Source organism: Lysobacter sp. A289, from assembly GCF_054072675.1.
Window position 1 is genome coordinate 2,382,122 of sequence record NZ_JBSVRN010000001.1, and the last position, 18,688, is coordinate 2,400,809.

At 65.8% G+C, this 18,688-nt stretch carries 18 protein-coding genes; 10 read left to right on the plus strand and 8 right to left on the minus strand.

All coding sequences use genetic code 11. From position 1 onward, the window contains the following. Positions 1 to 17: 17 nt before the first annotated feature. The 4 genes from mlaD (at position 18) to ACW5DN_RS11055 (ending at position 2,665) form a co-directional block, all read left to right on the plus strand. A complete protein-coding gene (mlaD, locus tag ACW5DN_RS11040) occupies positions 18 to 578 on the plus strand; it encodes an outer membrane lipid asymmetry maintenance protein MlaD (RefSeq protein WP_456962710.1) in 561 nt (186 codons plus the stop codon). 6 nt (positions 579 to 584) lie between these two features. Continuing rightward, the gene (locus ACW5DN_RS11045) at positions 585 to 1,253 is read left to right on the plus strand and encodes an MlaC/ttg2D family ABC transporter substrate-binding protein (protein WP_456962711.1); all 669 of its coding nucleotides are present in this window, start codon (positions 585 to 587) and stop codon (positions 1,251 to 1,253) included. 2 nt (positions 1,254 to 1,255) lie between these two features. Continuing rightward, positions 1,256 to 1,543 carry an STAS domain-containing protein gene (locus tag ACW5DN_RS11050; protein WP_456962712.1) on the plus strand — a complete coding sequence of 96 codons (288 nt, stop codon included), beginning with the start codon at positions 1,256 to 1,258 and terminating at the stop codon, positions 1,541 to 1,543. 75 nt (positions 1,544 to 1,618) lie between these two features. Then, a complete protein-coding gene (locus ACW5DN_RS11055) occupies positions 1,619 to 2,665 on the plus strand; it encodes an MlaA family lipoprotein (protein WP_456962713.1) in 1,047 nt (348 codons plus the stop codon). Between the two features lie 9 nt (positions 2,666 to 2,674). Here the strand turns inward: ACW5DN_RS11055 and ACW5DN_RS11060 are convergent, their stop codons facing one another. Further along, positions 2,675 to 4,051, minus strand: coding sequence for a DNA recombination protein RmuC (locus ACW5DN_RS11060; protein WP_456962714.1), 1,377 nt, complete (start codon positions 4,049 to 4,051; stop codon positions 2,675 to 2,677). 693 nt (positions 4,052 to 4,744) lie between these two features. Next, positions 4,745 to 5,926, minus strand: a complete 1,182-nt coding sequence (locus tag ACW5DN_RS11065) for a class I SAM-dependent rRNA methyltransferase (protein ID WP_456962715.1) — start codon at positions 5,924 to 5,926, stop codon at positions 4,745 to 4,747. A 61-nt stretch (positions 5,927 to 5,987) separates the two neighbouring features. Between ACW5DN_RS11065 and ACW5DN_RS11070 the strand changes: the two genes are divergently transcribed. Continuing rightward, positions 5,988 to 6,770 (plus strand): rhomboid family intramembrane serine protease, encoded by a 783-nt coding sequence (locus ACW5DN_RS11070; RefSeq protein WP_456962716.1) that lies wholly within the window; start codon positions 5,988 to 5,990, stop codon positions 6,768 to 6,770. Positions 6,771 to 6,790: 20 nt separating this feature from the next. On the opposite strand, the gene ACW5DN_RS11075 is transcribed toward ACW5DN_RS11070, so the two are convergent. After that, entirely contained in the window at positions 6,791 to 8,248 is a 1,458-nt protein-coding gene (locus tag ACW5DN_RS11075; protein ID WP_456962717.1) for an ABC transporter permease/substrate-binding protein, read from the minus strand. A gap of 23 nt (positions 8,249 to 8,271) precedes the next feature. Next, positions 8,272 to 9,009 (minus strand): ATP-binding cassette domain-containing protein, encoded by a 738-nt coding sequence (locus tag ACW5DN_RS11080; protein WP_456962718.1) that lies wholly within the window; start codon positions 9,007 to 9,009, stop codon positions 8,272 to 8,274. Between the two features lie 114 nt (positions 9,010 to 9,123). On the opposite strand from ACW5DN_RS11080, the gene ACW5DN_RS11085 reads away from it, so the two are divergent. Next, on the plus strand, positions 9,124 to 10,152 hold the full coding sequence (locus ACW5DN_RS11085) for a TIGR00266 family protein (protein WP_456962719.1): 1,029 nt from the start codon (positions 9,124 to 9,126) through the stop codon (positions 10,150 to 10,152). Between the two features lie 62 nt (positions 10,153 to 10,214). Further along, positions 10,215 to 11,261 carry a patatin-like phospholipase family protein gene (locus ACW5DN_RS11090; protein WP_456962720.1) on the plus strand — a complete coding sequence of 349 codons (1,047 nt, stop codon included), beginning with the start codon at positions 10,215 to 10,217 and terminating at the stop codon, positions 11,259 to 11,261. A gap of 42 nt (positions 11,262 to 11,303) precedes the next feature. Here ACW5DN_RS11090 and ACW5DN_RS11095 read toward each other — a convergent pair whose 3' ends face one another. Then, positions 11,304 to 11,786, minus strand: coding sequence for an Lrp/AsnC family transcriptional regulator (locus tag ACW5DN_RS11095; protein ID WP_456962721.1), 483 nt, complete (start codon positions 11,784 to 11,786; stop codon positions 11,304 to 11,306). Positions 11,787 to 11,927: 141 nt separating this feature from the next. On the opposite strand from ACW5DN_RS11095, the gene phhA reads away from it, so the two are divergent. Continuing rightward, positions 11,928 to 12,818, plus strand: coding sequence for a phenylalanine 4-monooxygenase (phhA, locus tag ACW5DN_RS11100; RefSeq protein ID WP_456962722.1), 891 nt, complete (start codon positions 11,928 to 11,930; stop codon positions 12,816 to 12,818). A 5-nt stretch (positions 12,819 to 12,823) separates the two neighbouring features. On the opposite strand, the gene ACW5DN_RS11105 is transcribed toward phhA, so the two are convergent. Further along, positions 12,824 to 13,537 (minus strand): hypothetical protein, encoded by a 714-nt coding sequence (locus ACW5DN_RS11105; RefSeq protein WP_456962723.1) that lies wholly within the window; start codon positions 13,535 to 13,537, stop codon positions 12,824 to 12,826. 145 nt (positions 13,538 to 13,682) lie between these two features. On the opposite strand from ACW5DN_RS11105, the gene ACW5DN_RS11110 reads away from it, so the two are divergent. Beyond that, positions 13,683 to 14,741, plus strand: coding sequence for a class 1 fructose-bisphosphatase (locus ACW5DN_RS11110; RefSeq protein WP_456962724.1), 1,059 nt, complete (start codon positions 13,683 to 13,685; stop codon positions 14,739 to 14,741). Positions 14,742 to 15,078: 337 nt separating this feature from the next. Then, positions 15,079 to 16,464: a sigma 54-interacting transcriptional regulator gene (locus ACW5DN_RS11115; protein ID WP_456962725.1), complete on the plus strand. Its 1,386-nt coding sequence runs from the start codon at positions 15,079 to 15,081 to the stop codon at positions 16,462 to 16,464. A gap of 23 nt (positions 16,465 to 16,487) precedes the next feature. Here the strand turns inward: ACW5DN_RS11115 and ACW5DN_RS11120 are convergent, their stop codons facing one another. Further along, complete coding sequence (locus ACW5DN_RS11120; protein ID WP_456963051.1) at positions 16,488 to 17,795, minus strand: transporter; 1,308 nt, start codon at positions 17,793 to 17,795, stop codon at positions 16,488 to 16,490. Positions 17,796 to 17,889: 94 nt separating this feature from the next. Then, complete coding sequence (locus ACW5DN_RS11125) at positions 17,890 to 18,681, minus strand: hypothetical protein (RefSeq protein WP_456962726.1); 792 nt, start codon at positions 18,679 to 18,681, stop codon at positions 17,890 to 17,892. Positions 18,682 to 18,688: the final 7 nt, after the last annotated feature.

Consider the following 18,688-nt stretch of genomic DNA (forward strand, 5'->3'; position numbering starts at 1 on the left):
GCACCAAGGTAGACACCATGAGCAACCGTAGCCCCCGTATCGAATTCGCCGTCGGCGCGTTCCTGCTGCTCGCGCTGGCATCGCTGCTGGTGCTGGCGATCAGCTCCACCAATGGCAAGCTGGGCTGGTTTGGCGGCAGCGATTACGAAATCACCGCCCGCTTCAGCAACCTCGGCCCGCTGCGCGCCAACGCCCCGGTCAAAATTGGCGGGGTCGCGATTGGTCGCGTGTCGAATATCGCCCTGGATCCGGTGAAGCTGGATTCGGTGGTGACGCTGGCCATCGACGAGCGCTACAACGACCTGCCATCGGACACCAGCGCGGCGATCCTGACCTCCGGCCTGCTCGGCGAGAGCTACATCGGGCTGCAACCGGGCGGTGACCTGGAGCCGCTGAAGCCCGGCGACCAGATCTTCCTGACCCAATCGTCGGTCGACCTGATCCAGATGGTCGGCAAGTACATGTTCAGCGGCGGCCCGGACAATGGCGACAAGCCGGCGGCCAATGCCGACACGACGGCCCCCGCCGACGTACCTGCCTACCTGCAGGAAAGCGACCCCGCCCCCGTTACGGAATAAATGCCCATGAACCGCAATCCGATCCCGACCGTACTGGCTGCCCTGGTGGCCGCCACCGTCCTGACGACGGCGCCTGTCCTCGCGTTCGCCTCCGGTGCGCCCGCGCAGGCCGAGACCGCCGCGCCGGCCACCGCGCCCAGCAAGCTGGTGCTCGACAACGCGACCCGCATCCTGACCACCCTGGAAGCCCGTCGCGACGAGTTCACCACCGATCGCGCCGCGCTGAGCACGTTCATCGCCGGTGAATTCGACCAGATGTTCGACGCCAACTACGCCGCGCGGCTGGTGCTGGGCCGTCATGGTCGTGGTGCATCCGATGCCGATATCAAGCGCTTTGCCGATGCGCTGACCGGCAACCTGATGCAGCGTTATGGCTCATCGCTGCTGGACTTCAACACCCAGCTGAAGGTCCGGGTGAATTCCGAGAGTCCCTTGCGTGGCGGCTCGATGGTCAAGGTGTCCAGCGAGTTCCTGCGCCAGGGCGGCCAGCCGATTCCGGTCGACTACCTGCTGCACAAGGTCGGCGGGGAGTGGAAAGTGTTCGACGTGATGGTCGAAGGGGTGAGCTTCATTCAGACCTTCCGCAACCAGTTCGACACCGCGTTGTCGCGCAAGTCGATCACCGAGGTTGCCGCTGACCTGGAAGCCGGCAAGCTGCAGGCGGACGTCAAGTAGCCATGGCGACCCGGCCCGCAACGGTTTCCCGCGACGGCGATGCCCTGGTGTTCAACGGCGCGCTGGAACGCGAAGCCGTGCCCGCATTGTGGAAATCCGCCCTGCCGCACTTGCAGGGCGTGATCCGCTTCGAGCTGGGCCAGGTCAGCCGGGTCGACAGCGCTGGCGTGGCGTTGTTGGCCGAGCTGGCATCGCGCGCCGATCAGGCCGCCATCGTGGGCGATCCAGCCGGTTTAGCCGAGCTTCGTGCCGCCTACCGGCTTGGCCCGGACCTGGATTTCTCCCATTGAGTGACCGGATACCGGGATTCAGCGTCCCGCTGCCGCTCGGCCAAACCACCCGGATCGCCCTTTAGAATCCACTCAATGCCTTTTCAAAAATCCATCAATCCTCGCCTTGACAAGGACGCCGCAACCCTTTGTGGTCCCGTGCTGGCGCTCGCGCTGGCCGTTGGCGCGGTCGGCTGTGCATCGACTCCCGCCGCACAACCTGCTGCAACGCCGGCACCGACGGTCGTCACCGGCGGCGTTGCCACACCGGCCGTGGCAACCGACAGCGCGACAGTCACGGCCGTGGAAGCCACAGCCATCAGCCGCCCCGCCAGCGAGGAGCCCCGGCCAACCCAGGCCGAACTCGATTTCGCCGCGATTTATGGCCAGCCCTATGACCCGGTGGCCGATCCCACCCTGCCCGAACCGGCCCGGATACGCGGAGCCTACGACCCGTGGGAAAGCTACAACCGCAAGATGCACGTGTTCAACAATTTCATTGATCGCGCCGTTGCACGGCCCTTGGCGCGAGCCTACGTGGCCGCAGTACCGCGCCCGATCCGGCTGGGCGTGAGTAATTTCTTCAGCAACCTTGGCCAGCCGGTGACCGCCGTCAATGCACTGCTGCAGGGCAAGCCGGCGGAGGCAGCGCAGTCGCTGGGACGCTTCACCCTCAACACCACGCTGGGCATCGGCGGCATCTTCGACCCGGCCAGTGACGCCTCGCTGGACAACCGCAGTGAAGATTTCGGCCAGACCCTGGGGATCTGGGGTTGGGAGCGCTCACGCTACGTCGAGTTGCCATTGTTTGGGCCGCGCACCATCCGTGACGTGTTCGGCATGGTGGGTGATGCGCCGTTGAGCCCGCTGCGCCAGGTCGATGAAGATGCCGTCCGGATCCCGCTGCAGGGCCTGCAACTGGTGAACGTACGTACCCAGCTGCTGGCCACCGACAGCCTGCGTGTCGGCGTCGCCGACGACTATGCGCTGGTTCGCGACGCGTGGATGCAGCGACGCGATTACCAGATCTTTGGTGAGCGCATGCAGCAAAACGGGGAGACCTCGCTGCCCGACTACCTGCTCGAAGACGACAACCCGATCGTGCCGGTTGGCGCGATGCCGGTAATGCCTCCCGGCAACTGAGAGCCAGGCTCAACCCTCGTCTTCATCATCAACCTCGAGCGCGGCACCCAGCAGGCGTTGGCTCTGGTCGGCCGGTAGTGTTTCCACGCCCTTGAGCTTGCGCTCGATCGCCCGGGTACGCACGCCGGCGGCGTCGATGCTGTTGCGCACCGTGTCGAGCTGGTTGCGGGTTTTCTCCAACACCCCGGCGAACTTCCCGAACTCACTCTTGACCGCGCCCAGCAGTTGCCAGACCTCGCTGGAGCGCTGCTCGATCGCCAAGGTGCGAAAACCCATCTGCAAGCTGTTGAGCAGGGCCAGCAAGGTGGTCGGGCCGACCACGGTGACCCGGTATTCGCGTTGCAGGCTCTCGAACAGACCTGGGCGGCGCAGCACTTCGGCAAACAGGCCCTCGGTGGGCAGGAACATCAGCGCGAAGTCGGTGGTGTGGGGCGGGGCGACATAGGCTTGCTGGATCTTCTTGGCCTCATCGCGAATACGGCGCTCCAGCGCCAACGACGACACTGCGACGGCCTCCGCGTCCGCCCGATCCTGCGCATCCAGCAGGCGCTCGTAATCCTCGCGTGGGAACTTGGCATCGATCGGCAACCGCACCGGTGTGTCCGGCCGGGTACCGGGCAAACGCACCGCGAACTCGACCCGCTGGCTGCTGCCCGGCACCGTGGCGTAGTTGCAGTCGAACTGCTCCACGGTGAGCACCTGCTCCAGCAGCGCACCCAACTGCACCTCGCCAAAGGTCCCGCGGGTCTTGACGTTGGTCAGCAGGCGCTTGAGGTCACCGACACCGCTGGCCAGCTGCTGCATCTCGCCGAGTCCACGCTGAACCTGCTCCAGCCGCTCCGACACCAATCGGAACGACTCGCCCAGGCGCGTCTCCAGGGTGGTCTGCAGCTTCTCGTCAACGGTGGCGCGCATCTGCTCCAGCCGGGCAGCGTTGTCGGTCTGCAGCTCGCGCAGCTTCTGCTCGAGCGTGGTGCGCATCTCGCCGATGCGCAGCTCGTTGCGCTGGGTCAACTCGGTCAACCGCTGGCCGACCGCATCGCTGGAGCGCTGCTGCAGTTCGGCGCCCTCGCTGCGCGCCTTGCGCGAGTCCTCCAGCAGCGCGTCGCGCAACAGGTCCAGCCGCTGGTCGGTACGCACGGTCAGCTCGGTCAGCTTGCCGCCGAAGCCTTCCATGCGCGTGTCCTGCTGGCCGGCGATGCTGTCCAACTGCTGACGCAACTCGCCGCGGCCGTCGCGCTGCTCATCGCGCAAGGCCTGCTCCAGCCCGGCCCGATGAGCCTCCAACACCGCATCGGGCTTGCGCAGCAACAGCAGGACCAGCAATACGATCGCGACCAGGACCGCGAGCAACAGGACAACCAGGAGCAATGAGGATTCAGGCATGCCCCCAGTGTATCCGGCGCCGTCGCGGCAGCTGAGACGCGACAACGGGAGAGTACCGGCTTCGGAGCGCCCGTCGTGCGCAGGAGGCGACCTGCGGGGGGATTGCTGCAGCCCTTCGTCAGGGCCGCTTCGCGGTCCCGCCCGGCGGGAGCCCGCCGGGCGTTCGCGCAGATGCGCGGCAGTGCCGCGCAAACCGCCTGCACTCACCCTGCCCTGAGGCGGGCCGCGGGCCATCCATGGCCCGCTTTTCCGCAATCCCCCCGCAGGCCACCTCCTGCCCCATCGTCTGCTGCTTCGTTGCCGATCAACAGCTCAAAGTCCATGGATCCCCGCTTTCGCGGGGATGACGGTTTGTTGGGAGATATCGGTTTGTTGGGGTAACGGTTGTTGAGGGGTGACGGTTTGCCGCGCGGTGATGACAGTTGTTCAGATACTCCTTGGAGCGCTAACCGATTCGAGGTCGCGAGTACGTCACGCGCGACGACGCTCACTCAAAGAGCCGCCGACAGCCAAACGCCGAAGCGGCGTCCTGTGCGGGTATTGCGGAGAGTGCGCCATGGATGGCGCACGGCGGTGAGTGCGGCCAAGGATGGCCGCCCGAACCGAGTAGCAATACCCGCACAGGGCGTCGCCCATCCGGAGCCCGCATACCTCTCGCTCTCGCTCTCGCGGTCGCGGTTGCGGTTGCGGCGCTTAGTCCAGCACCCTGCAGAACACCGCTTTCAGGTAACGCGACTCCTGCACCTGCGCCAGCCACGGGTGGTCCGCGCCGGCACCGGCGACCTTGAGGATCTGCACGGTGCGGTTGGAGTAGAACGCCGCGCGCCGGATCATGTCGAGGAACTGATCCTCGGCCACCAGCCCGGTGCACGAAAACGTCGCCAGCAGGCCACCGGGCTTGACCACGCTCATCGCCAGCTTGTTCATGTCCAGGTACTTCTTCAACGCCGGAATCACCTGCTCGCGGTCGCGGGTCATCTTGGCCGGGTCCAGGATCACCACGTCGTACTGCTCGCCCGCGTTGCCCGCATCGCGCAGCCACGGAAAAATATCGGCCTGGATAAACTTGACGTGAGCGTTGTTGAGCTTGGCGTTGCCCTTGGCGATCGACAGCACGTCGGCATCGATATCGACCCCGACCACCTCGGCCGCACCACGCGCCGCGGCGTAAATGCCAAAGCCGCCTGTGTTGCAACACAGGTCCAGCACGCGCTTGCCTTCGACATGCTGGCTCAGCCACTGGCGGTTGTCGCGCTGGTCGGCGAAGAAGCCGGTCTTGTGCGCCCCGCACGGATCGGCTCGGAACTTGATCCCGTGCTCGGTGATGACGCTGGGCTGGACCGGCTCGGTCCCACGGAAGTCGAAGCTCTCCTGCTTCTGCACATGCTCGTCGGCAAACATGTAGAAGCGGCAACCGGGGAACTGCTCGCGCAGCGCCGCCTGGATCCACTCGCGGTAGCGGAACGCACCGGCGCTGAAGAACTCCAGCACCAGCAAGTCGGCGTAACGGTCGATCACCAGACCGGAGATGCCGTCACCCTCGCTGTGGAACACGCGCCAGGCATCGCTGACCTCGTCCAGCTTGAGCACGTCCCGGCGCAGCGATACCGCCGCGGCGATCTTGCGCGCGAACCAGTCCGCATCGATCACCGCATTGGGGTTGTGGTCGAGCATGCGCAAGGCGATGCGCGAGTGGCCGTTGTAGAAGCCGCGACCTATCATGTCGCCATCCACCCCGATCACATCGACGATCTCGCCGGACCTGGGCCGCTTTTCGGGCTTGGCGACCAGCCGCTGGAAGATCCACGGGTGCGAGGATTTCCAGGCGTTCTTGAGGTGGACGGTGGGGATGGCAGCAGGGATTGCATTGTTCATCCGGCCATTCTACCGGGGCCGCAAGCCTTGTATTTGCCGCCGCGGTCTCCACAGTTGAGTGATGGCTGCCACTGATGACATTGAAGCCCGCCCGCTGGACGCCAAGACCCAGCGCGCGGTGGACCGAAAGCGCTGGATGGGCGCATTCAACCTCAGCCTGGGGTTTGTGTTGCTGCTGCTGGTGGTGTTCTCCGCCCAGGGCAGCGTCGACCTGCGTAACTGGATGGTGCAGCCGTGGTCGGCGGTCGGCTTGCTGGGCCTGATCGGTGCGCCGCTGTTGCATGGCTCGTTCGACCATCTGGTCGCCAATGCGATCTCGCTGCTGATGCTGGGCACGCTCGCCGGCGGCATGTACCCGCGCGCCACGGTGCGCGCACTGCCGCTGATGTGGCTGGGATCGGGACTGGGCGCATGGTTGCTGGGCGAGGCCGGCTCGCATCACCTCGGCGCCAGTGGCATCACCCACGGCCTGATGTTCCTGGTGTTCGTGCTCGGGCTGCTGCGCCGCGACCGGCCGGCGATCGCGGCGGCGATGATCGCGTTCTTCCTCTATGGCGGCATGTTGCTGACGGTGTTCCCGCGCGAGGTCGGGGTCTCATGGCAGGCCCATCTCGGCGGCGCCATCGGCGGGGTGCTTGCCGCCTTGCTGTGGCGTCGACTGGATCCGCAACCCCCACGCAAGAAGTACAGCTGGGATCTGGAAGAGGAGCAAGCGGCGGCAGAGGCGCTACGCGACGAGCGCGACAGCCTGGAGCTACCCTCGCCCGATGACGTGCCGGTGCTGTGGCATCGGCCCGAGGATGAGCAACGCGGCGTGGTGTTGCCGTTCCGTCGCCGGCAATGACGCCTGCCTCGGCGTAGCGGTCACTGCCGCGCGGCCAGCCGCAACCCGCGCGGGGTCAGTCCGCGCTCGATCAGTTCGAATCCTCCCTGCACCACCAGCGCCAGCAAGGCCGCCGGTACCGCGCCCTCCAGAATCAGCCCGATATCATCCAGCCGGATGCCGGCCAGGATCGGCTGGCCATAGCCGCCGGCGCCGATCAGCGCGCCCAGAGTCGCGGTGCCGACGTTGATCACCGCCGCAATCTTGATACCGGCCAGAATCGTGCGCGACGCCAGCGGCAACTCGACCCGCTGTAACCGCGTGCGCGGCGGCAACCCGAGCGCGGCGGCGGTCTCGCGCAACTCGCGCGGGATGCCGGTCAGCCCGGCGTGGGTATTGCGCACGATCGGCAGCAGGCTGTACAGGAACAGCGCCGCGATCGCCGGCCCGGCGCCGATCCCGAACAGCGGGATCATGAACACGAATACCGCCAGCGACGGCAAGGTCTGCAACAGCCCGGTTGTGGTCAGGATCACCTGCCCCAGCCGCGGCCTGCGAGCGGCCACTATTCCCAGCGGCAGTGCCACCAGCAACGCCAACCCAAGCGAGATGCCGACCAGCGCGAGATGCTCGCCGGTGCGCTGCCAGACCCGGGATGCGCGAGTGCGCTGCTCAGGTGCGGCGACGCCGAGCCAATCCGCCGCGACCGCCGCTTCGGTCTCACCGTCGATCTTCACCCGTGCGTTGAGCCGCTGCATGCTAGCCGCATCGATTCGTCCGGCAAGGCCCCGCAGCTGCGCCAACCAGTCCGGCGCGCGCTGCGCGAGGTCGGCGCGGTACAGATATACCGCCTGGTATTGCGGGAAGTACCCACGATCGTCTTCGAGCACCGCCAGCTGGTAGTACGGGATCTCGGCGTCGGTGTTGTACAGGTCGGTGACGTCCAGCGCGCCGCTGGCGAGACCGCGGTAGGCGAGATCGTGGTCGAGCCCGTTGGGTTGTTGCGGCAGCCGGTATTCGCGTCGCAGGCCGGGCCAGCCATCGGCACGCTGCATGAACTCGTTGCTCAGGCCGATCACCAGCGCCGGATGCGCGCGCAGCTCGGAGATCGTCTCGATTCCGAGCTCCGTCGCCCGTGTCGCCCGCATGCCCAGGGCATAGGTGTTGTTGAAACCCAGCGGTTCGGTCATGGCCAACCCGCGCTCGGCCAGCGCGTCGCGCACCTGGTCGGTGGTCGCGGCGGGCATCAGCAGCAACTCCTGCTTCAGTGTGCCGGTGTATTCGGGATAGGCGTCAACCTCACCTTCGATCAACGCCCGCCATAGGATGCGGGTGCCGCCGAGCTGGCGACGGTGCTCGACGTTGACGTCCTCCGGGTGCGGCAGCTTGGCGGCGATCTCGCCCAGGATCACCGACTCGGTGAAGGCCTTGGAGCCGACCACCACCGGCTTGGCTTGCGCCGCCGACGCTGCGGCCGAGCACACCGCCGTGATCACCATCACAACCACCGCCAGCCACGCCCTCACAGGCTGTCTTCCAGGTTGCGCTGGGCGGTCATGAACTCGGTCACGAAGGGCTCGGCCGGTGCATCGTGCAGCTCACGCGCACTGCCTTGCTGCACGATGCGCCCGCCGCGCAGCAACACCAAGGTGTCGGCCAGGTACGCCGCCTCGGCAACATCGTGGGTGACCAGCACGACGGTCTTGCGCAGCTCGGCAAACAGCTCGCGCATCTGCTCCTGCAGCCCATGGCGGACGATCGGATCGAGCGCGGCCAGCGGCTCGTCCAGCAACAGCACTTTCGGGTCCAGCATCAACGCCCGGATCAGTCCCACCCGCTGGCGCTGGCCACCGGACAACTCGGCCGGATAACGTCGCAGCGCATCTGTCGGCAGCCGGCAAAGATCAGCCAGCACCGCAATGCGCGCGTCGATTCTCGCCGCCGGCCAGCCCAGCGTGCGCGCCAGCAACGCGGCGTTCGCAGCGGCGCTCAGATGCGGGAACAAGCCGCCTTCCTGGATCACGTAACCGATCCGGCGACGCTGTTCCAGCAACTGCCCGGTCTGCAGCGGCTCGCCATCGAAACGCACCTCGCCGCTGTCGGGCCAGTCCAGCCCGATCAGCATCCGCAGCACGCTCGACTTGCCGGCGCCGCTGGGACCGATCAGCGCCGTGGTGCGGCCGGCGGAAATGCGCAGGTCGACGCGGTCGAGCGCAATCACCCGACCGTGGGATTTGGTGACGCTTCTGAGTTCGAACACGGGTTGAGCATAGAGCAACCGCGCTGCCGCTCGTGTGCCTACCCCGGGTTGAAGTGGCACCCGCAGCGGCGGGTAAACTCGGATTCCCACCCGACCAGAACACAAGGATTCGCCATGGACCGTTGGTACTTCAGCGCCGGCAGCAACAGCCCGCGGGTCGGCCCGCTCGACGACAACGCGGCATCCGCGTACGCGCAGCAGCATCCCGAAGACTTCTGTTGGCGCGAAGGGTTTGTCGAATGGCAGCCGGTCGGCAACGTCGCCGAACTGAATCTGGCGACCGCCGGCGCTCCGCCGAGCATGCCGGCACTGCCATCAACCGGCTCCGGCCGCGGCCACGATGACGAGATCGACTACCGCATCGTCGGCAGCGACATGCAGTTCGTCGAGGTCGAGCTGGATCCCGGTGAAAGCGCGATCGCGGAGGCCGGCTCGCTGATGTACAAGGACGCTGCGGTGCAGATGGACACCGTGTTTGGCGATGGCAGCCACGGTGGCCAGGGCGGCGGCGGGTTCATGGACAAGCTGCTGTCGGCCGGCAAGCGCGTGGTCACCGGCGAGAGCCTGTTCACCACCGTGTTTACCCACGCCGGCCAGGGCAAGGCCAAGGTCGCATTTGCCGCGCCGTATCCGGGCACGGTGATGGCGATGAAACTGTCCGACCACGGCGGCCGGCTGGTCTGCCAGAAAGACAGCTTCCTCGCCGGCGCGCGCGGGGTGCGGATCGGGATCCAGTTCCAGCGCAAAATCCTGACCGGGCTGTTCGGCGGCGAGGGCTTCATCATGCAGAAGCTCGAGGGTGACGGCTGGGTGTTCGTGCACGCCGGCGGCACCGTGATGGAGATCGACCTCAAGGCCGGCGAGCGGCTCGACGTCGACACCGGCTGCGTGATGGCCTATCACTCCAGCGTCGACATGGACGTCAAGGCCGTGGGTGGCATCAAGAGCATGCTGTTCGGCGGTGAAGGCATGTTCCTGGCGACCCTGACCGGGCCGGGCAAGGTCTGGTTGCAGTCGCTGCCATTCTCACGAATGGCCGGACGGATGCTGGCGGCGGCGCCCGGTGGTGGCGGCCGCGACAAAGGCGAAGGCTCGGTGCTCGGCGGCCTTGGCGGCCTGATCAGCGGCGACCGCGGGTTCTAATCCGTGGTTCAAGCCGTTACCGGTATGCTCCGCGCTCCGCTCACCCGCATCGCTGCCTGATCATGTCGACGAACGCGCCCTCGCGGCTGCGCCCGCTGCTGTTACTGCCCATCGCCGTGCTGCTGAGCGCGTGCCTTGGTCAGACCCGGCCGACGCCACCCGATGCCGTCGCGCCAGAGCCGGTGGTGCCCGAAATCCGCATCGGCCTCGCCCTCGGTGGTGGCGCGGCCAAGGGCTTCGCCCATATCGGCGTGATCAAGATGCTCGAAGCCAATGGCCTGGAGCCGGAGGTGGTCGCCGGCACCAGCGCCGGCAGCATGGTGGGCGCGCTCTACGCCAGCGGCATGGATGCATTCGCGTTGCAGCGCCACGCGGTCGCGCTCGACGAGAGCAAGATCCGCGATGTCCGGCTGTTCTCGGGCGGCCTGATCAAGGGCCAGTTGCTGCAGGATTACGTCAACACGCTGGTCGACCAGCGCCCGATCAACGCCTTTGACAAACCTTTCGCCGCGGTCGCGACCCGGCTTGAGGACGGCAAACGCAGCGTGTTCCTGCGTGGTGACACCGGCCAGGCGGTGCGCGCCTCCAGCAGCATCCCCGGCGTGTTCGAACCCGCGGCGATCGGCCAATGGCATTACGTCGACGGCGGCGTGGTCAGCCCGGTCCCGGTCGACGCCGCACGTCAGCTGGGAGCGGAGTTCGTGATCGCGGTCGACATCTCCAGCCAGGCCAGCGGCCACATGCCCGACAGCCTGCTGGGCATCATCAAGCAGTCGGTCACGATCATGGGTCGCCAGCTCGGCACCCAGGAACTGGCGCGCGCCGACGTGGTGATCCGGCCGAAGGTCAACGATATCGGTGCCGCCGATTTCGCGCAGCGCAACCGCGCGATCCTTGCCGGCGAACAGGCCGCACTGGCGGCGATCCCGCAGATACGCACGCAGCTGGCGGCGATGAAGCAGGCGCGGGTCGATGCCGCGATCCTGAAGTCGCGAGCCGCGGCGGCGGCGAAGGCCGAGGCGATTGACCGCTGCAAAGCCACACTAGGCTGGTTCGACGACAAGTCCGACTGCGACGGTGCCGCGGTCATCACCGACAGCGGCAGCTAGTTGCCGCCTGGCACCTAAGGTCAAGCCCTGGATCAGCGGCACTCAGGATGTGGCACTTGGCAACGGCAATCCCCGGAACGCCTTGACCGTGCGCAGCACGAAACTTGAATTGACGTCATCAACGCCGGCCTGGTTGAGCAGCCGGTCGAGCAAGAAGTGGGAAAAGTGCTCCAGGTCGCGCACCACGACCTGCAGCAGGTAATCCATGTCGCCGGTCAAGGCGTGGCAGGCGACGACCTCGTCCCACTGATTGACGAACTCCCCGAAGGCATCGATCGCCTTGGTGTCGTGGCGACTCAACTGGACGCGTACGAAAGCCTGCAGGCCGAGCCCGATATGTTCCGGGCCGACCACCGCCCGGTAGCCGGCGATCACCCCTTCGCGCTCCAGGCGCTGGACCCGGCGCAGGCAAGCCGATGGCGACAGGTTGACCTGCTGCGCCAGCTCGGCATTGGTTTGCCGTCCGGCCTGTTGCAGCGCCGCCAGCAACAGGAGATCGGTACGGTCGAGGGTGGCGGTTGGCATATATCTGCGCTCATGGTTTGTTACACGCAAGTATCGTGCAATACAGCCGGCACCACCTGCAACAACGCAATCCATTTGCGGCGGTTTGTCGCTACAGTTGTGTGTATCACCGGGGTTTCACCCGTTACAGGAGAGCCGTGCATGGAATCGCCCCCTCACAACAATCAATCCGGCATGACCGACAAGGGCTACGTGCCGGTGTATACCACCGCCGTCGTCGAACAGCCCTGGGAGCGCTATACCGAGACCGACCACGCGGTGTGGGCACAATTGTTCCAACGCCAGAAGCAGGTCCTGCCCGGACTGGCCAGCGACGAGTTCATTGCGGCGCTGGCGGCGATGGAAATGACGCCCGACCAGATCCCCCGGTTCACCGATCTCAACCCGACCTTGCGCGCGGCCACCGGCTGGGAGTTGATCGGGGTGGAGGGCTTGCTGCCCGAGCTGACCTTCTTCGAGCACCTCGCCCATCGCCGCTTCCCGGTCACCTGGTGGATCCGCAAGCCCGAGCAGATGGACTACCTGGCCGAGCCGGACCTGTTCCATGACCTGTTTGGCCACGTGCCGCTGCTGATGAACCCGGTCTTCGCCGACTACATGCAGGCCTACGGCCGTGGCGGCGTGAAGGCGCACGGCATCGGCGCCGATGCGCTGGTCAACCTGACCCGGTTGTACTGGTACACAGTCGAGTTCGGACTCATCAAGCAGAAGGACGGGTTGAGGATCTATGGAAGCGGCATCGTCAGTTCCAAGGGCGAGTCGATCCACTGCCTGCAATCGGACGCACCCAACCGGATCGGTTTCGACCTGGAGCGCATCATGCGCACCCGCTACCGCATCGACACCTACCAGAAGACCTATTTCGTGATCGACGGCTTCGAGCAACTGATGGAAGCCACCGGGCCGGACTTTGTGCCGATCTACCAGCGACTGGCTGATCAGGATTCAATCCCCGCCGGCGAGGTGCGCGATGGCGACAAGGTCTACCACCGCGGGAGCGGCGAGGGCTGGCTTGATGACGGCGACGTCTGAGCCGATTACCCCGGTTCGGCGTTTCTACCATCGGCCGCTGCGATAATGACGTCCGGCCGCAGGCAGCCAAAGGTCGCGGTCGGCTCCGGGCTCACCCGGATCGGGCCGGTTTGTCGCACAGTGACATAGAAGATGCGGCCGTCGTCTGCCGTTGTCTGGTACGCATCCTCGTCGTCCGCGCCCTGGGCAGCATGTCCCGGGACCGGTGGGCGCGGCGCAAGCACCAGACCCAGCGCCTGTCCGGCGGCGGCGGCCAGCTCACCGGCACTGGCGCGCAAGTCGATTTCCAGCCCTTGCCTGGGCTGACCCACCGCTGCAACGCGGACCGCCAGTACCGGCAAGCCGAACAGGCGCAGGCTGCCGTTACCGGTGCACCTCGCGCTGGCGCGCAGCTGCTGGCCGTCGTCGGTCGTGTCAGCGGTCGGCATCGCCGGCGGTTCGGGTGCGGTGCCGGGATCGACTTCGCATAACAACGCGACACCGTGGGCCAGCCACGCCGCCTGGACCCAGGGCGGTTGCTCGAACAGCTCGGCTTCCTGACAGGTAAGCCGGTCATCCAGGCTGAGTTGCTCGTCGCTGCCCACCGACTCGGTCAACTGGCGCGCCGGCGTGGCGCTGGCATCCACTTGCGGTGGAGCCGCAGGCGGCGCGGCCTCGCAGCCTGCCAACAGCCCGGCGACGAGCAAACATGCAAGTGATAACGCCGAGTAGGTAGGCATGACACTCCAACCAATGGGGTAGTTGATCTAAACACGCCAAGACCGGTGTTGACACCCTGAACTCCTGGCCTGAACCGCCGTGCCGCCGGTCGCAACCGGCTGGGCGGCTTACAATGCGGGCCGTTGCCACTGCCACGTCGATGCCATGATCAACTCTGCCAGTACTTCCTCGCCCCGCTCCCTGACCCGGTTCCTGATCGAGGAAGAACGCGCCGGTCACATCGGTCCGGACCTGCGCCTGCTGATCGAAGTGGTCGCACGGGCCTGCAAACGCATCTCCATCGAGGTTGGAAAAGGGGCACTGGGCGGCGTGCTGGGAGACGCAGGGACGCCCGGCCAGGCCAGCATGAATATCCAGGGAGAGGCGCAAAAGAAGCTCGACGTGATCGCCAACGACGTGCTGATGGAAGCCAACGCCTGGGGTGGCCACCTTGCCGGGCTTGCCTCGGAGGAAATGGACCACAGCGTGCCAATCCCCGATGTCTATCCACGCGGCAACTACCTGTTGTTGTTCGATCCGCTCGACGGCAGCTCCAACATCGATGTGAACATCTCGGTCGGCACGATCTTCTCGGTGCTGCGTTGTCCCGAGGGCGTGACCGTGCCGGCCGACGAGCACTACCTGCAACCGGGCACCAGCCAGCTGGCTGCGGGCTATTGCACCTACGGGCCGAACACCACCCTGGTGCTGACCGTCGGCCATGGCACCCACGCCTTCACCCTGGACCGCCAGATCGGCAGCTTCATGCTGACCACCCGTGGGATGCAGATTCCGGCCGACACCCAGGAGTTCGCGGTCAACATGTCCAACCAGCGCCACTGGCAGCCGCCGATGCAGGCCTACGTGGCCGACCTGCTGGCCGGCAAGACCGGTCCGCGCGGCAAGGATTTCAACATGCGCTGGGTCGCCAGCATGGTCGCTGACGTGCACCGCCTGCTGACCCGCGGCGGCATCTTCAGCTACCCGCTGGATGCCAAATGCGCGGCCAAGGGCGGCAAGTTGCGGCTGATGTACGAGGCTAACCCGATGGCGATGCTGGTCGAACAGGCCGGTGGCGCCGCCAGCACCGGAAGGATGCGGATGCTGGAGGTCGGGCCTACCGGCCTGCATCAGCGGGTGCCGGTGTTCCTGGGTTCCCGGCACGAGGTGGAAGCGGCGGTGCGCTATCACCACGAGCATGACCAGGACGCTGCAAAGGCGTAAGCCAGCCACCTGGATCCTCGCAACCGGGGGTTGCTGAACCGCTTGCCGCGCAGTGGCCGGGAAACCTCCCTGGCGCCGTTTACAGCCAATGTCCGCTGGCGTATCTGCGGCCCGGCTCGGGGGGATGGCCGGCTACTGCGGTAGCCGGCCGTTTTTGGTGGCGCCCCTTGCCGGACAGGTTCCCGTCGGGATGCATCGGCGTTGTCGTACCGCCGGTTTCATGGCGCCGTCACCGCCACGTGGTACCCATGGGCGCTACGAGATGACTGATGCCACCGAAAGCTGCACAGCCATGGCCGGCGGGCAGTTCCGGTTCGACCGGCTTTCGAGGGGACTCATGCCTGCGATTCCACACCTGTCCAGACAGTGCGTCATCTGGTTTGGGCGTCCGCTGCAACAGGAGCGCGTAGCCCTCGCCGCAGCGGGTTGGCAAGTCCGCACTGCGGACCTGGCCGATGGCGGCGGGGTCGGCATGCGTGGCGGCGATACGGTGGTCGGACTGGTCGATTTTCGCAGCGCCGGTAACGACGGCTTGGCGCAAATCGAACAATTGACCTCCGACTACACCTACCTGTTGCTGATGGCCATCCGGCCCGCACGCGCGACGACCGCAGACCCCGCGACACAACGCCTGTTGGACCACTGCGTGAAGGTGTTCACGACTCCCGTGGACTTGGCCAATCTGATCCATGCACTGGATATCGCCATCGGCAGCCAGCACGGCGGCGATGCACGAGGGATCGATGCGTTGATCGGAAAAAGCCCGGTCATGCAGGACGCCCATCTGAGCATCCGCAAGTACGCCCAGGTGGATCTTTCAGTCTTGATCACCGGCGCCACCGGTACCGGCAAGGAAGTCGCCGCGCGGGCCATGCACGATCTTTCCAGCCGCCGCACCCAGCCGTTCGCTGCAATCAACTGCGGCGCGTTGCCGGCCAATCTGGTTCAGTCGGAATTGTTCGGCCATGAACGCGGCGCATTCACCGGCGCTACCGCGCGACGGGCTGGGCTGTTCGAAATCGCCGAAGGCGGCACCGTGTTCCTGGATGAAATCAGCGACCTGCCACTGGACGCACAGACGAATTTGTTGCGAGTGTTGCAAGAAGGCAGCCTGGAGCGGGTCGGCAGCCGCCAGTCGATCGAAATTGACGTCCGGGTGCTGGCGGCGACCAATATCGACCTGGATCTGGCCGTCTCGCAAGGACGGTTTCGCAGCGATCTGTTCTACCGCCTGAACGTGCTGCGCCTGCACATGCCCGATCTGACCGACCGGGCCGGCGACATCGAGCTGCTGGCCCAGCATTTCCTGGACGATTTCCAGCGCAAGTATCCTGGCCGTGCACGCTCATTCACCCCGCAAGCCCGACAGGCGATGCGCAGCTTCGGCTGGCCCGGCCATGTACGTGAGTTGCTCAACCGGGTTCAGCGCGCCGCCGTCACCGCCGACACCGAGCTGATAACCGCACAGGACATGGGCTTGGCGGATGCAGGCTTGGCGGACGTGGATGGCGCCTTGCCAGCAGGGCATGGCAAGTGCGCTTCCACTGTCGGCAACAACCTCCTGGACCGCGCACGCGAGGCCGCCGAACGCGACGCCATCCTGGTTTGCCTGCGTGACAGTGGCTACAACGTCAGCGAAGCCGCGCGCCGGTTGAAGGTGTCCCGGGTAACGGTGTACCGGCTGTGCAAGAAACACGGACTGGTATTGAGTGACCTGCGCTAGCAACGCCGAGCCGCCGGCACCGGTTACAGCATGTACGGAACCTTGAATGACAGGCTGAAGTCCGGCGCGTCCGGGGTCAAGCCAATACCAAGCTGGCTGACCAGGGTGGTGTGCTCGCTTAACGCGTAGGTCACGCCCAGGTTGAACATCGCCGCATTGGCATCGCTGCCGATGATTTTCAGCCAGTCCTGACCGTCATAACGGGTGCGTGCACGTGCACTGAGCTTGTCGCTCACCGAAATGCTCAGGCTGGTGCGCTCGTTGAAGGCGAACGCAACGCCGGCGCCAAAGTAGAAGCTGCGGCCAAGCTGCACGTCACCGGGGTTGACGGTGTCCGGATTGTTGTCCAGGTCGTCGAAACTGTTCTTGAACGAGTGGATATAGCCGAAATTCGCGAACAGGATCGCCGGGTCGGCGGTCTTGACCATCGACATGCCGATATTGGCCTGCCACACGCCGTTTCCGGTGGGCTCGTCTTCCGGCACTGCGAACCGGATAAAGCCGTCGTCATCGCGCTCCAGCACGTTCCAGGAGATCCCGTACGGCTCGCGTCCGGTGGGGGCGGTAACGCCAAGAGTGAGGATGGTTTCCGGCCAACTCGTGCTCTCCGGATGCACGCGGTAGTTGCCACTGACGGTGATGTCGCCGATGCCGTGACCGGTGGTGTCTTCTTGCGCGATCGCCGCTGCCGACCCGCCTGCACCGCCCTTCTGGTACACCGTCTTGCGGGCAATATAGGGCACGTCCAGATTGAGGGTCACGCGTGGGCTGACGCCATACCGGGCGGCGAAGTTGTGGGTCAGCGTGTCGGACTCGACATTCTCGATCGCGATATTGCCCAGGAAGATCGCGTCCAGCGCGAGAAAGCCGGTGAGGGTCAGTTGCTTGCGGTCGTAGCGGTTGTAGGAAACGCTGTTCTCCAGCGTCAACCGGCGATTGAACAACGCCGATTGTTGTTGCTTTACGTCCTGCACGCTGCGGGTCGGAGCCTGTTGTGCCTGCTTGGCCTCGGCCGCCGTACTGGCGTAGCCTTCCGCCGGCGGCGCGGGTGCCTGTGCCGGCATTGCAGCAGCCTGGGCTGGCGCGGGAGTCTGCGCGGGCATGGTCTTGCCCTGCACGCGCGACTGCAAGGCCTGGACCTGCATGTCCAGCTCGCGCAGGCGACGAACTTCCTGCGCGTAGCTGTTTTTGAGCAGCTCCAACTCGGCCAGCAACGCCTGGACATCGGCCTGATCAGCGGCAGTGACGTCTGTGGCAACACCTGGCGTGTCATCCGCATCCGGCGCGGTTTGAGCCTGCTGGGCAAGCGCCAGGCCCGACGCAGCCGACATCAAGGCGCCAGCCATGGCGGCGAGCATCTTCATCGACCAAGTTCCGTGGGTGTCAAAGCTGCCATCCTTGCTCATGGATCGACTCCGCCTACGCCTAGTAGCCGCCAGGGATGCCGCGGGTCAGGTTGATCGCCTGGGCCACGTTCTGTGAAAGCTGCACGTTGGCGGCGAGCGACTGTCGTACCAGATCGATCTGCAACTGGTTGCTGACCTGCTGGTTATCCGCGGTCAACTGGATGGACTGGCCGAGACCGCCATTGCCGATCCACTGCCGCACCGCGCCCTGGCCGTCGATGGCCAGCAGCACGCTGGCCGAGTTGTCCTGGAAGCTGGCGCTCGCCAACGCATTGCCCTGGCTCTGGGCCGCATTGGCACCCATGCCGGTCGTCGCGCCCGCCGGTGCGGACCCGTCACGGACATTCAGCTGGGTGATGTTGTTGGCGCGGTTGCCATCACCGGCAACCTGCACGCTTTGGGTCATGCCCGACACGTTGGCAAGCCCGGAGGCATCAACGCTACGCACCACGCCACTGGTCTCCGGCATCAAGGCATCCGCCGCGGTGATGCTGACCGTCGGGGTGAAAGAGATCGTCGGAGTTTGTGACTGACTGAAGTCCATACCCAACGCCAACGTACTTTGCAGGGTCTGACCGGACGCGGTCTGCCAGGTGGAGATCATCGACACCCCAAACCACGCCACTGCGTTGTCGCCAACGGTATAGCGACCGCGCATGAGGGCCAGTTCGGGATCGGGGATGGCTGTCAGTCCAGCCGCAGCGGCCTGCCCAGGGGTTGCCTGCTCGGCGTCCTGCGCCGCGATGGCCGGAACCGCTGGCAGACAGGCCAGGAAGGCGGCGACCAGAAGATGAATATGGCGAATGCGCATGATTGCG

Coding starts and splice junctions, on each gene's coding strand:
- ACW5DN_RS11065 (WP_456962715.1), bottom strand. CDS start 5,926: ATGAACAATGCAATCCCTGCTGCCATCCCCACCGTCCACCTCAAGAAC.
- ACW5DN_RS11125 (WP_456962726.1), bottom strand. CDS start 18,681: ATGCGCATTCGCCATATTCATCTTCTGGTCGCCGCCTTCCTGGCCTGT.
- ACW5DN_RS11115 (WP_456962725.1), top strand. CDS start 15,079: ATGCCTGCGATTCCACACCTGTCCAGACAGTGCGTCATCTGGTTTGGG.
- ACW5DN_RS11110 (WP_456962724.1), top strand. CDS start 13,683: ATGATCAACTCTGCCAGTACTTCCTCGCCCCGCTCCCTGACCCGGTTC.
- ACW5DN_RS11075 (WP_456962717.1), bottom strand. CDS start 8,248: ATGGTGATCACGGCGGTGTGCTCGGCCGCAGCGTCGGCGGCGCAAGCC.
- ACW5DN_RS11105 (WP_456962723.1), bottom strand. CDS start 13,537: ATGCCTACCTACTCGGCGTTATCACTTGCATGTTTGCTCGTCGCCGGG.
- ACW5DN_RS11060 (WP_456962714.1), bottom strand. CDS start 4,051: ATGCCTGAATCCTCATTGCTCCTGGTTGTCCTGTTGCTCGCGGTCCTG.
- ACW5DN_RS11055 (WP_456962713.1), top strand. CDS start 1,619: ATGCCTTTTCAAAAATCCATCAATCCTCGCCTTGACAAGGACGCCGCA.
- mlaD (WP_456962710.1), top strand. CDS start 18: ATGAGCAACCGTAGCCCCCGTATCGAATTCGCCGTCGGCGCGTTCCTG.
- ACW5DN_RS11095 (WP_456962721.1), bottom strand. CDS start 11,786: ATGCCAACCGCCACCCTCGACCGTACCGATCTCCTGTTGCTGGCGGCG.
- ACW5DN_RS11120 (WP_456963051.1), bottom strand. CDS start 17,795: ATGTCGGCTGCGTCGGGCCTGGCGCTTGCCCAGCAGGCTCAAACCGCG.
- ACW5DN_RS11085 (WP_456962719.1), top strand. CDS start 9,124: ATGGACCGTTGGTACTTCAGCGCCGGCAGCAACAGCCCGCGGGTCGGC.
- phhA (WP_456962722.1), top strand. CDS start 11,928: ATGGAATCGCCCCCTCACAACAATCAATCCGGCATGACCGACAAGGGC.
- ACW5DN_RS11050 (WP_456962712.1), top strand. CDS start 1,256: ATGGCGACCCGGCCCGCAACGGTTTCCCGCGACGGCGATGCCCTGGTG.
- ACW5DN_RS11090 (WP_456962720.1), top strand. CDS start 10,215: ATGTCGACGAACGCGCCCTCGCGGCTGCGCCCGCTGCTGTTACTGCCC.
- ACW5DN_RS11070 (WP_456962716.1), top strand. CDS start 5,988: ATGGCTGCCACTGATGACATTGAAGCCCGCCCGCTGGACGCCAAGACC.
- ACW5DN_RS11045 (WP_456962711.1), top strand. CDS start 585: ATGAACCGCAATCCGATCCCGACCGTACTGGCTGCCCTGGTGGCCGCC.